Here is an 11576-nt window from a genome sequence, read left to right on the forward strand (position 1 = left end):
GGCTGTTATTTCCGTACCGTCATGAGCATCATCCGGTGATACGCTTTGACGAGCCCGGTGTTCAGCTCGTAATCGCGTTTGACTTCACCCGTTTTCATCAGTTCCTTTTCCAGCCTGACGCTGTTGCCGGACTGCTGAACCTCAGCATCCGTGAGCATGCTGGTTTCCGTCACCTGGGCCGCGTTGCTGCCGTCGGTGAAGTGCGCGGGATTGGTGGCAGCCATCTGGAAACCGGTTTGCTGAAGAACGCTCTCGAACGGTTTGACGTCCTTGGCCGCGTAGTGCGGCGTATTGGCGTTGGCGATGTTTCCGGCCACGACGTTCTGGCGGACTGCCAGCCATTGCGCCTGCCGGGACGCGAGATCGAAAAGCTGTATAGGTTGCATCATGCGACTCCATGCTTGTTGCTGGAGAACCTAGGCAAGCAATCTTGCGTGGGACTGAATTGGATAGCGTATTGAAAAAGCCGCGAACGCATGCGTCTTGAAAACGGTATATCCACCGTCAGAAGTGAGCCTGGCGTGCTGGAAAGTCCGGAATTTGGATAGGCGCAGGCCGCGACATGAACCGCCAGCCTGCCCGCCAACCCGGGATAAATGCAATCATTGCATGGAAATGAGGGTCGGCCGCTCAATCAGCCTGATAGACGTCGCCCTTGGAGGTGATCATCACCCAGCGCCCGTCACGCTGTTCCAGCGTTGCAAGGCGGCTGTTGTCCGGCAAGGCCGAGCCGATGCGGACAATATACATGCCGCTGCTATCTTCAATCAGCGCGCGGCCGTTGGCCACATGCATCAGCTTGAAGCCGGTGGCGGAAGGGAATGGCTGCTCCAGCCCCTCCTGAACGCCGGGCTTCTTGGCCTCGCCGGCAGTGGGAACCGTGGCCGTCGTCAGTTGGTCAATGGCCGCTTGCGTCGCCGCGTCGGACTCCATCATGGCCGTGGGTGATGCGGAACCACCGGGGCCTTCGCGGCCCGGCACATCGCGCGTGTTGCCCTGCCACAACGTCGGCATCGAGAATTTGTCCTGATGCAGAAAGGCATACCAGGGAAAGAACGTGGCGATCGCGGCAAGGGCCACACCCGTCGCGCCCAGCGCCTTGTCGATCAGCGGCGTGCGTTCGCCAAGCTTGCGCTGCGGGACGATTTCATCGGCATCATAATCTGTCATGGCTTACCTCCGCATATTTCCGGCCTGACCGACGTTGGCGGCCGCCTTCAGCGCATTTGCAAGGTCAGTGAACGCATCGAAGGCCGGCGGCTCGCCGGGCGTCTGTTTCAGAATGTCGTAGATGACAGGGACCTGCTTGATCGCCATATCCAGATCGGGGTCGCTACCCGGCCGGTAGCCGCCGATCAGGCGCAGATCGCGGGTTTCCTCAAAACGGTGGATCAGCGACTTCAGGCGGCCGACGAGCTTTTCCTGATCCGGCGTCCACGCCTTGCGTGCCAGACGCGAGACGGAGGCCAGCGGATTGACCGGCGGATAGCGGCCTTCCTCGGCAAGGCTGCGGTCCATGACGATGTGACCGTCGAGAATACCGCGCGTCGAGTCAGCAATTGGATCGTTGTGGTTGTCACCATCGACGAGGATAGAGATTATCGCGGTGATCGTCCCTGCTCCTTCAGCACCCGGTCCGGCGCGCTCCAGCAATCGCGGCAATTCGGTGAAAACGGATGCCGGATATCCGCGCGCAATCGGCGGCTCGCCCGATGCGGTGGCAACTTCACGGATGGCATGGGCAAAACGGGTGACGCTGTCGACGATCAACAGGACGTTGTCACCCTGATCACGGTAGTGTTCAGCGATGGTCACGGCGGTCAGCGGCGCCATCTTGCGCAGCATCGGACTTTCATCGCTGGTCGCGACCACGGCAACCGACTTGGACAGGTTGTCGCCGAGCGTATCCTCGATGAATTCGCGCACTTCACGGCCTCGTTCGCCGACCAGCGCGATGACGACCTTGTCAAAAGCATCGGCGCGGGCGAGCATCGAGAGCAGCGTCGATTTGCCGACGCCGGAGCCGGCGAAGACGCCGAGACGCTGGCCAAGGCAGAGCGGAGAAAAGATATCGATTGCCCGCACACCTGTGCGGAAGCCATGTTCAACACGCTTTCGAGTCATTGAAGGCGGCGCGGTATTGGAGATCGGCCGGCGGATATCGCCCTGCAGCAGGGGGCCGCGTCCATCGATGGGCTCACCGAGCGAATTGATCGTGCGGCCGCACCAGCTTTCGGTCGGTGCGATGCGGAAGGCACCCTTGCGGATCACCGTATCATGGATGCCGATTGGGTCGCCCGGCTCGATCGGGCAGACCACCACCGTTTCCTGCTCAACCTTGACGACTTCACCCAGGTGCACACCCGTCGAACTCTTGTGGGCGACGAAATCGCCGAGGCGAACATGGCGGGAAAGCCCGGTCACCGTATAGTAACCTGCCGAGATGGACTGGACATGCCCGCCCGGCGCGATCGAAAACTCCGGATTAGAGTAACGCCCGACCAGGCCTGCGAGTGCCGCAAGCGAGGTCGAGGAATTGCGAATCTGGAGCTTCTCGTTCTGCATTCCGGTTCCTGCCATGTGCCCTGCCCGCTCTCAATTGTTCGGGGGCGAGGCGTCAGTCGTTTGAAACGATCAGGTGCGTTACTTGCTGCCGCCGAGCGTCTTGATCGCTTCACTCATCGACGTTTCGCTGTCGCGCATCAGGGCCGTAATGTTCTCGAAAGCGCGCGATACCATGATCAGCTGCGACATTTCCTGCACCGGATTGACGTTGGATTCCTCGAGATAGCCCTGCATCACACCGACATCGAAGCGATCGACGACCGGCTCAGCCCCGGATTTGGGAATGACGGCGCTGTTATCGTGGCGCATGAAGCCGTTGCTGAAATTAGCTTCGTAAAGACCAAGTGCCGCCACCTGTCTTCCATCCTGCTGGATGGAGCCGTCGGCGCCGACCTTGATTTCGCTGGCCTGCGAATCGAGCTGGATCGGCGCACCACCGGCATCGAGAACTGGATATCCGCGCAGAGTGACCAGATCGCCGGTTTCCGTCAGAGTGAAGCGGCCGTCACGGGTCAGAGCCTGGCCGCCACCTGGCGTTTCGATCTGGAACCAGGCATCGCCCTTGATGGCGAAATCCAGCTGGTTGCCCGTGCGGTTGAGACCACCATTGTTGGTGTTGAGGAATTCCTGGCCTTCGGAAACGAACGACACTTTTGTCGGCTTCGTATCGCCCAGCATCTGGTTAAACTTCACTTCCGTGGCACGAAAGCCGACCGTGCTGGAGTTGGCGACGTTGTCGGCCAGCGTGTTCATGCGTTTTTCAAGCGCCATCTGCGACGAGACGGCCACATACATACCGGTCTGCATTTCAGCGTCCCCCGAGTTTCAGTGTATTGATGGAAAGGAGGAGATCAGAGGAAATGCCGTAACCGCTGGATGATCCGAAGACTGCGAGCGGATCATAGGTATCCGAAGAATTATTGATTTCCCAAAGGGCCGTAAAACGTTCGAGAAGTTTCGACAGCTTGGCCGGATCCTTGAAATCCTTGATGTCGATCGCCTTGTCGATCGCCGCCGCCTGTTTGTCGATATCGGCAGCGGCAAACTCGTCGGGCATTTGCAACAGGGTGCGGGTGACCTGCGCCAAAGCATCATCAGCCAGTAGTCCAAAGGCACTGGTGATCGACGGCGCTGTGCGTTCGAAATAGAGCGCCAGGCGAACGCCGGCATTGTCTTCGCCAGCCGTCTGCTCCAGCGTCTGGCGGGCATACTTGTCGGCGACGCCCTTCTGGGCCTTGTCGAAGGATGTCGCGGCCGTGCCGTTGCGGGCAAAGTTCAGCGATTCCACCAGATCCGAATAACGGCTGTCGGTCAGCTGCTTGGCAAAGGAATCGTCCGTGTCGACACCCTCGGTCAGGACCTTGCGCATGAACGCCTTGGCGTAGCCCATGTCTTCGAGGCCGTGCGCCTTGATGGCGTAATTATAAAGCCGCGTATCGGCGAAGAAGTCGTCGATCGTTTTGACGTTGCCGATGTTGGCCAGATAATATTCGGTTTCGCGCGCCACATCCGGTTGCTCGGACACTCGCTCCAGCGACTTGGTCAGGTTGCCTGCTATCATCTGGTAGCTGGTATAAGTCGTCGTCACGACGTTTCCCCGTTCATCCAATAGACATGACGCACCGCGCGCCGATTGAGCGGGAACCTGACGGCTGTTGCTTGCGCGAACCTGTTTCCCCGCAAGGCTGGCAAATGTGGTCTACAGCCAGCCTCACGCAAGGCTGGCGGCCTAACGATACCGTCGAAAATCCATCATTGCGGCAGGTATCGAAATGAACATCATCATCGGGCTCCTTTTGACAATGGGCTGTATCCTCGGCGGCTTCATTGCCATGGGCGGCCATATGGAGGTCCTGAACCAGCCCTTCGAGCTTGTCATTATCGGTGGCGCCGGTATCGGCGGCTATATCATGGCCAATTCGATGAAGGTGTTGAAGGATACCGGCAAGGCACTCGGCGAGGCCTTCACCCACAAGGTTCCGAAAGAGCGCAATTATCTCGACACGCTGGGCGTTCTCTACAGCCTGATGCGCGACCTGCGCACCAAGTCGCGCAACGAGATCGAAAGCCATATCGACAACCCTGATGAATCCTCGATCTTCCAGTCGGCCCCGACGGTCCTGAAGAACAAGGAACTGACGGCCTTCATCTGTGACTATGTCCGCCTCATCATCATCGGCAATGCCCGCTCGCACGAGATCGAGGCGCTGATGGACGAGGAAATCAACACGATCACCCACGACAAGATGAAGCCCTATCACGCGCTGACGACCATGAGCGACGCCTTCCCGGCCATCGGTATCGTCGCCGCCGTTCTCGGCGTCATCAAGGCGATGGGCGCCATCTCGGAATCGCCGGAAGTTCTGGGCGGCAAGATCGCAGCCGCCCTCGTCGGCACCATGCTCGGCATCTTCCTGTCCTACTGTATCGCCAGCCCCGTGATCGCCAATATCAAGGCCGTCCGCGACAAGCAGAACCGCCTCTACATCATCGTCAAGCAGACGCTGCTTGCCTACATGAACGGCTCGGTTCCCCAGGTTGCGCTCGAATACGGCCGCAAGACCATCTCGGCTTACGAGCGTCCCTCGATCGACGCGGTCGAGCAGGAAATGATGAACCCCGGTGGCGGCGGCGAAAGCAAGGCGGCCTGATCCGATGACCTCAGCGACCACGAACAACGTCCACACCTTCGACCGCAAGCTGCTCGCCCGGATGACCGGCGCACTCGGGGATACAAAGACTATCAGCAAGCTATGCAGCGATCTCGGCCATGTCTTTGCCGAGTTCCTGCCCGACATTTTCCAGAACGAAACCGGTCTCGATATCGAGATCGGCTATGCCGGTTTCGATACGGGCCTGAAGAGCGAACTGATCGCCAACCTCGGCAACGGCGTTGCCCTGTGCGACACGACATTGCGCAACTGGTGCCCCGATTTCGTCATCAGCTGCGATAGCCCGGTGATCATCACGCTGATGGAAATCCTGCTCGGTGCGCCGGCTAATACCATCGAGGAACCCAAGCCCCGGTCGCTGTCGAACATCGAGCTCGATGTTGCCACGATGATCTTCGAAAAGGTCGCCGACGTGCTGAAATCGGCTGTCACGGTTGCCGGTAGTTTCGAACGGGTGGTCGGACGGCCCTACAATGCCAGCCAGCGGCCCGCAGCGGATCCGGACGTCGCAGACGTTTACGCCGCCTGCATCAACGTGACGATAGGCCTCGGCCCCGTTCTTTCGACCTTCTCGATCATCGTGCCGCAGCAGACTCTTCTGAAAACGGCTGTTGTTTTCCCAAAAGGCGTCGGCCAGGGCCGCAAGGCCAAGGGCGCATGGGGCGAGCAGCTCGAACAGCAGGTCCGCCGTTCCACAGTAAGCCTCGAAGCGCGCATCAAGCTTCAGAGCCTGACGCTGGACAGCATCAGCCGCCTTCAGCCCGGCGATGTCATTCCGTTCCAGGACGCCAAGGATGTGCGCGTCGAGATCAACGCCAACGGCCGCGATCTCTATATCTGCGAATTCGGGCGATCCGGCACGAAATACACGGTGCGGATCAAGGATACCCACGGTTCGGAGAGCGACATTCTCCACCACCTGATGAGTTAAAAACCCCCTGCCTTACCCGGCAGCATGGTTGGGGCAAGTTTCAACTGGAATAGTTTGCACATGGCACCGAAGAAAGCACCAATAGAAGACCAGGCGATCCTGAGCGGCGGCGATGCCGAGCTCGATCAGGCCATCGACGATCTGCGTGGCGTCCTGCAAAGCGATGCCACCGGGACCGCGCTGGACAATGATTTCGGCATGGATTTCGCCGCCACCTCGACGGTCGGCGAAACCTCGGATTTCGGCAGCACATTTTCAGCCGAAAATGATCTCAGCAGCTTCGGCGGCGATTTTGGCGCCAGCAACAGTTTCGCCGATCTGGCGGAGACTTCGGCTGCACCAGCCTTCGACGCCGGTTCGTTCGGCGGAAAAGCATTCGGTGGCGACACCTTCGAAGACCAGCCTGCCGGCGAGCCCGGCAGCGGTATGACGGCCAATCTCGACCTGATCATGGATATCCCGATTGATGTCCAGATTGTTCTCGGCACCAGCCGCATGCAGGTCTCCGGCCTGATGAACCTGACGGAAGGTGCGACGATCGCGCTTGACCGCAGGATCGGCGAACCGGTGGACATCGTCGTCAACGGCAGGGTCATCGGCCGCGGCGAAATCACCGTTCTCGACGAAGATGAAACACGTTTCGGTGTAAAACTCATCGAAATCAAGGGTACCAGTAAAGTTTGAACCCGGTTAGGGTCATGAGGATCAATCCATGATGGATTTCGACAATTTCGAGGCTTCGGCGCCCACCCGGCCACTCACCCAAATGGACAAGGCCGCTGCGGTTCTCCTTGCAATGGGCAAGCCCATTGCCGGCAAGTTGTTGAAATTCTTCACGCAGAGCGAATTGCAGGGCATCATCGCTTCGGCACAGTCGCTCAGGTCCATCCCCCCGCACGAGCTTGAAATCCTGGTGAACGAGTTCGAGGACCTGTTCACCGAAGGTGCCGGCCTGATGGACAACGCCAAGGCCATCGAAGGCATCCTCGAAGAAGGCCTGACGCCGGATGAAGTCGACGGCCTGCTCGGCCGCCGCACCGCCTTTGCCGCGTATGAAGCCAATATCTGGGACCGCCTGCAGGATTCCGACCCGGCTTTCGTCGCCCAGAGCCTGGGCAAGGAACATCCGCAGACAATCGCCTATGTCCTGTCGATGATGCCGTCGACCTTCGGTGCGAAGGTCCTGCTGCAGCTGCCGGAAAGCAGCCGTGCCGACATCATCAACCGTGCCGTCAACATGAAGAGCGTCAGCCCCAAGGCCGCCCAGATCATCGAGGCCCGCGTGGTCGAGATGATGCGCGAGATGGACGCTGAAAAGAACTCGATCGGATCGATCAAGATCGCCGAAGTCATGAACGAGCTGGAAAAGACCCAGGTCGATACGCTGCTTGCGTCGCTCGAAACACTCAGCACCGAATCGGTCCGGAAGGTTCGTCCGAAGATCTTCCTTTTCGACGACGTTCTCTACATGCCGCAGCGCAGCCGTGTTCAGCTGTTCAACGACGTGTCCGGCGACATCATCACCATGGCACTGCGCGGCTCCAGCATGGAACTGCGCGAATCGGTCCTCGCATCGATCGGCGCCCGTCAGCGCCGTATGATCGAATCGGATCTCGCTGCCGGCGACGCCGGCATCAATCCGCGCGATATTGCCATTGCCCGCCGCTCTATCACGCAGGAAGCCATCCGTCTCGCCGCCAGCGGCCAGATCGAACTAAAGGAAAAGGAAGCGGCTGCGGCTTAAACGGCCCCGACGGTTTCCATCATCCAGCTGAGACACAAAGGCCCTTAACCGGTTCCGGTTGAGGGTTTTGTCGTCAGGAGCCCCGGTTCCCACCTACTTTCTGTGAAGCGCCGGGTTTCCACGTATATCTTTCTTGCATGCCCTGCTGGCCCGGCTCACAACAGGCCTGCCAGCAAAGACTGCTGCCGCCAGAGACAAGAGGTCTTCATCCGATGTCGGACGATCAGGACAAAGACAGTAAAACCGAATCGCCGTCCGAGAAAAAAATGAGCGACGCCATCGAAAAAGGCAACACGCCTTTCTCGCGCGAAGTCACCATGTTCGCCTCGGTCGTCGCCATCTATATCTTCATCGTTTTCTTCCTGCCGCAAGGGTTCGTCACGGTCGCGGAATCGCTGAAGGACATTTTCGAGCAGCCGGAAGCCTGGCGCATTAACACGGCGACTGACGTCGTTGCGCTCGTCTCGCACCTGTTCTGGAAGGCGGGAGCCTTGCTCATCCCGTTTTTCGTGCTGCTCATCGTGTTCGGGATCGGTTCTTCCATTCTGCAGAACCTGCCCAGCCCCGTCCTTGACCGGATAGCGCCGAAGATGAACCGGATTTCGCCGATCGGCGGCTTCAAGCGTATCTATGGCATTCAGGGTCTTGTCGAATTCGCCAAGGCCTTCGCAAAGGTTGCGGTCGTTTCGCTTATTATCGTGCTGACACTCTGGAACGACTATTACGCCACGCTCGATTCGATGTTCTCGGACCCGTTGACGATCTTTTCGACGATTTCGAACGACTTCAATCAGATCATGGTCGTCATTTTGATCTCGACAGCCGTCATAGCCATCGCCGATTTCTTCTGGACGCGGCATCACTGGTACACCGAACTGCGCATGACGAAGCAGGAGGTCAAGGAAGAGCTGAAACAGTCCCAGGGCGATCCGATCATACGCGCAAGGCTGCGGTCCATCGCCCGCGACCGCGCTCGCAGGCGCATGATCACCTCGGTTCCCCGCGCCACTCTCGTCATCGCCAACCCGACCCACTATGCCGTTGCGCTACGCTATGTACGCGAAGAAGGCGATGCCCCGGTGGTGGTTGCCAAGGGTCAGGACCTCGTCGCGCTGAAGATTCGTGAGATTGCAGAAGAAAACGGCATACCCGTTTTTGAAGACCCGCCTCTCGCACGCTCAATGTTTGCGCAAGTCTCGGTGGATAGTGTGATTCCACCGGTGTTTTACAAGGCGGTCGCCGAACTGATTCACCGGATCTATGCAACGCAGCCGAAACGGATGACGTGATCCCAATGAAAAAATGCGAATATTCGGAACAACGCGAGAAAATAGTAGCCGACGCGATCCGTCCTGTTGCGACGGAATTGCGGTTGATCGATGCCGCCGACTTTATCGCGATGCTGCGTTTTGAATCGCATGGGAGCCTGGCGGACCTGGTGTCGTCGGCCGCGGAACTCTATTTTCTTCCCGGTACCGTGAACTTCGGCATCGGTGGCAACTATTCCCTGGACTGGGGCACGGAGCCGGAAATTACGCTTGATCTCGAATTGAAGCCGGATGGCGTCACCGTCTATGCTCAACTGGCTTTAGGTAAGGACTCGGCCGGCCTGGAAATCAACCACATCGCCTTTCAAAGCCCTTCGAATGATCCCGACGAGAATACAGCGTTCCTGGCCCAGAGCCTGAACGCAGCGAAATTCGTCAAATCCTATCCGACCGCTCTTGCGGGCTGAGCTTCGGATTCCGGCCATGACGGCCGAAACAATCCCTTTAGCTGATATAACCGAGACGGATTGCCTTGGCGATCGCCTGGATTCTGTTGACCGAATCCAGCTTGGTCGTGGCCGCACCGAGATAGGCATTCACGGTATGGACGGAAAGCCCCATCTTCTCGGCGATCTCTTCGCTGATATAGCCATCGCCGGCCATCTGAAGGCAACCGATTTCTCGGTCACTCAGCGATTCCGACGGCAGCATGCGGCGTTCGTCTGCGCCCAGAAGGTCGGTCATGATCTGGCAGCTTCGGCCATGCAGATCGATGATCACCTCGCTCGGTACGTCGATATAGCTTCCCAGGAAGACGACGTAGCCGTTGCCCTGGGCCCCAAGCCGGACTGGCAGCGCGAGGCCGGAATATGGCAGGAGCCGTGCCGTCAGGCGCTGGGTAAAGCGCCCGAAATCCGGGGTCTCCGCCGCCTGATGCTCGCCCATGCCATTCCACAGGATCGGCAGCAGTGACGTATCCAAATGCGCCAGCATCTCGCCGCCATAGGCCGAAACCAGCTCATGCGCCATGGCCTCGGTATCAACGCCCCAGTTGTCGAGGACGCAGCTCAGCTTGCGTGTGGCCGGAAGGCCGTTTCCGTTCAGCCGCAGAACGGCAAAGTTCTTGGCGTTGATCTGCTTCTGCATCGCCTGCAGCCGCGCCACGAGCGTCGCAGCCTTTGAGGCCCTTGCCTGTTGCCTGCCGGCCTTGGCATCATCGCCGGTGCGTGCATGGGGGAGGAAATAGGTCATGACCGGCCTCCTAGACGAGATTGTTGCGAACGGCGTAGGCGATAGCCTCGGAGCGGGTCTTCGTCGCCGTTTTGCGCATCACGCTGGTGATGTAATTGTTGATCGTGTTGCGCGAGATACCGAGGATGACCGCGATCTCGTCGCTGGTCTTGCCCTCGGCGATCCAGAACAGGCATTCGAGTTCGCGTTCCGTCAGTTCAAAATCACGGTCGGTGCGTGCACCCCGTTCGGTGGTGAAGCTGGCGAAATATCCCGTCAGCAGGCCGACATCGCGCAGGCTTTCCTGCGAGAGGATCACATCTTGCGGAAAGAGCAGCATCAGCGACAGACGGGCACGCCCGACATTGAAGGTGATCGAGCAATATTCACGGCTGGTGCCACGGGCAATGTCGATGTCATCGGGCAGGCTCATGAAGACCGGCTGCATCACCGACAGGCATTTCTCCATTTCATTCGTCTTGGAATGAAGTTGCGACATGACCTTGCCGAGACGCTTGACAACGTCGAAGGGCCAGTCGGAACACACCACGAAATCCAGACCTTCATCCTGCGACAGATCGTACCGCGCGAGCAGATAATGAGTGGCGCCGACATATTCCGTCAGGGCAGCCAGCCCCTTGCCCAGATTGCCGCGCTCGGCGAATTCGCCCAGCCTGCGAATGAGCTGTTCCTTGGAAACCGGCCGCCCAACGCCACGCACACCAGCGATTGGCGCAGGCCAGATCGCAACTTCCGTTTGTAGAGCATCCATGACATTACCCCCGTGATGGATCCGCCCGTGCTCATTCCAGCACTTTTCGCCGCCGCCGCTGGCGATCGCATCGAGGCTTTTCCGCCTTTCCCCGACACTTAAGAAATCAGTCTGCGAATCACTACATAAATGTACATCGCTCTCTGTGAAAAACTACTGCCCGCATTTCGGGATTTACTTTTGACAAAAAGCATGAAACGATTCGTTAAAATCTGATTTGCACGACGACACACAAAGCTGAATCGATACTCTCTTTATTTTAACATGCTGTAACAACATTGGTTTTCAGCTTTCCATTGAAGTGTGACGCGCCGTCTTCCTTCTCGAAGGCCGCGCGATGCCTGCCCTAGCGGTTTAAAACCTCCAAACAAATCATCGTTTTGTCCACCGGTCG

13 protein-coding genes are annotated in these 11576 nt (G+C 58.6%); 6 read left to right on the top strand and 7 right to left on the bottom strand.

Annotated features, from left to right (window positions below):
- Nucleotides 1–5 precede the first annotated feature (5 nt).
- The 5 genes from flgB to ACP7E0_RS06555 form a co-directional block, all read right to left on the bottom strand.
- Nucleotides 6–386 (bottom strand): flagellar basal body rod protein FlgB, encoded by a 381-nt coding sequence (gene flgB, locus ACP7E0_RS06535; protein WP_426124116.1) that lies wholly within the window; start codon nt 384–386, stop codon nt 6–8.
- Nucleotides 387–630: 244 nt separating this feature from the next.
- Entirely contained in the window at nt 631–1170 is a 540-nt protein-coding gene (locus ACP7E0_RS06540) for a flagellar protein (RefSeq protein ID WP_426123761.1), read from the bottom strand.
- A 3-nt stretch (nt 1171–1173) separates the two neighbouring features.
- On the bottom strand, nt 1174–2565 hold the full coding sequence (gene fliI, locus ACP7E0_RS06545) for a flagellar protein export ATPase FliI (RefSeq protein ID WP_426123762.1): 1392 nt from the start codon (nt 2563–2565) through the stop codon (nt 1174–1176).
- Nucleotides 2566–2643: 78 nt separating this feature from the next.
- Nucleotides 2644–3372 carry a flagellar basal-body rod protein FlgF gene (gene flgF, locus ACP7E0_RS06550; protein WP_426123764.1) on the bottom strand — a complete coding sequence of 243 codons (729 nt, stop codon included), beginning with the start codon at nt 3370–3372 and terminating at the stop codon, nt 2644–2646.
- 1 nt (nt 3373) lies between these two features.
- Nucleotides 3374–4153 (bottom strand): DUF1217 domain-containing protein, encoded by a 780-nt coding sequence (locus ACP7E0_RS06555; protein WP_426123765.1) that lies wholly within the window; start codon nt 4151–4153, stop codon nt 3374–3376.
- 184 nt (nt 4154–4337) lie between these two features.
- Between ACP7E0_RS06555 and motA the strand changes: the two genes are divergently transcribed.
- From motA to ACP7E0_RS06585, 6 genes are all read left to right on the top strand, one after another.
- The gene (gene motA / locus ACP7E0_RS06560; RefSeq protein WP_113312420.1) at nt 4338–5216 is read left to right on the top strand and encodes a flagellar motor stator protein MotA; all 879 of its coding nucleotides are present in this window, start codon (nt 4338–4340) and stop codon (nt 5214–5216) included.
- Nucleotides 5217–5220: 4 nt separating this feature from the next.
- Nucleotides 5221–6168, top strand: coding sequence for a FliM/FliN family flagellar motor switch protein (locus tag ACP7E0_RS06565; protein WP_426123767.1), 948 nt, complete (start codon nt 5221–5223; stop codon nt 6166–6168).
- Between the two features lie 60 nt (nt 6169–6228).
- Nucleotides 6229–6852 (top strand): flagellar motor switch protein FliN, encoded by a 624-nt coding sequence (fliN, locus tag ACP7E0_RS06570; RefSeq protein WP_426123768.1) that lies wholly within the window; start codon nt 6229–6231, stop codon nt 6850–6852.
- A gap of 28 nt (nt 6853–6880) precedes the next feature.
- A complete protein-coding gene (gene fliG / locus ACP7E0_RS06575) occupies nt 6881–7912 on the top strand; it encodes a flagellar motor switch protein FliG (RefSeq protein ID WP_426123769.1) in 1032 nt (343 codons plus the stop codon).
- A 212-nt stretch (nt 7913–8124) separates the two neighbouring features.
- Entirely contained in the window at nt 8125–9201 is a 1077-nt protein-coding gene (gene flhB / locus ACP7E0_RS06580) for a flagellar biosynthesis protein FlhB (protein ID WP_426123770.1), read from the top strand.
- Nucleotides 9202–9206: 5 nt separating this feature from the next.
- The gene (locus tag ACP7E0_RS06585; protein WP_426124117.1) at nt 9207–9647 is read left to right on the top strand and encodes a hypothetical protein; all 441 of its coding nucleotides are present in this window, start codon (nt 9207–9209) and stop codon (nt 9645–9647) included.
- 37 nt (nt 9648–9684) lie between these two features.
- Here the strand turns inward: ACP7E0_RS06585 and visR are convergent, their stop codons facing one another.
- On the bottom strand, nt 9685–10431 hold the full coding sequence (gene visR, locus ACP7E0_RS06590) for a transcriptional regulator VisR (RefSeq protein ID WP_426123771.1): 747 nt from the start codon (nt 10429–10431) through the stop codon (nt 9685–9687).
- Nucleotides 10432–10441: 10 nt separating this feature from the next.
- Nucleotides 10442–11182 carry a transcriptional regulator VisN gene (gene visN, locus ACP7E0_RS06595; protein WP_426123772.1) on the bottom strand — a complete coding sequence of 247 codons (741 nt, stop codon included), beginning with the start codon at nt 11180–11182 and terminating at the stop codon, nt 10442–10444.
- Between the last annotated feature and the right edge of the window lie 394 nt (nt 11183–11576).

The organism is Pararhizobium sp. PWRC1-1 (genome assembly GCF_049897905.1).
Taxonomy (GTDB): domain Bacteria; phylum Pseudomonadota; class Alphaproteobacteria; order Rhizobiales; family Rhizobiaceae; genus Pararhizobium.

What these genes read in the sequence shown, in the direction of transcription:
- flgB (WP_426124116.1), bottom strand. Translation starts at nt 386, where the DNA reads ATGCAACCTATACAGCTTTTCGATCTCGCGTCCCGGCAGGCGCAATGG.
- ACP7E0_RS06540 (WP_426123761.1), bottom strand. Translation starts at nt 1,170, where the DNA reads ATGACAGATTATGATGCCGATGAAATCGTCCCGCAGCGCAAGCTTGGC.
- fliI (WP_426123762.1), bottom strand. Translation starts at nt 2,565, where the DNA reads ATGCAGAACGAGAAGCTCCAGATTCGCAATTCCTCGACCTCGCTTGCG.
- flgF (WP_426123764.1), bottom strand. Translation starts at nt 3,372, where the DNA reads ATGCAGACCGGTATGTATGTGGCCGTCTCGTCGCAGATGGCGCTTGAA.
- motA (WP_113312420.1), top strand. Translation starts at nt 4,338, where the DNA reads ATGAACATCATCATCGGGCTCCTTTTGACAATGGGCTGTATCCTCGGC.
- ACP7E0_RS06565 (WP_426123767.1), top strand. Translation starts at nt 5,221, where the DNA reads ATGACCTCAGCGACCACGAACAACGTCCACACCTTCGACCGCAAGCTG.
- fliN (WP_426123768.1), top strand. Translation starts at nt 6,229, where the DNA reads ATGGCACCGAAGAAAGCACCAATAGAAGACCAGGCGATCCTGAGCGGC.
- fliG (WP_426123769.1), top strand. Translation starts at nt 6,881, where the DNA reads ATGATGGATTTCGACAATTTCGAGGCTTCGGCGCCCACCCGGCCACTC.
- flhB (WP_426123770.1), top strand. Translation starts at nt 8,125, where the DNA reads ATGTCGGACGATCAGGACAAAGACAGTAAAACCGAATCGCCGTCCGAG.
- ACP7E0_RS06585 (WP_426124117.1), top strand. Translation starts at nt 9,207, where the DNA reads ATGAAAAAATGCGAATATTCGGAACAACGCGAGAAAATAGTAGCCGAC.
- visR (WP_426123771.1), bottom strand. Translation starts at nt 10,431, where the DNA reads ATGACCTATTTCCTCCCCCATGCACGCACCGGCGATGATGCCAAGGCC.
- visN (WP_426123772.1), bottom strand. Translation starts at nt 11,182, where the DNA reads ATGGATGCTCTACAAACGGAAGTTGCGATCTGGCCTGCGCCAATCGCT.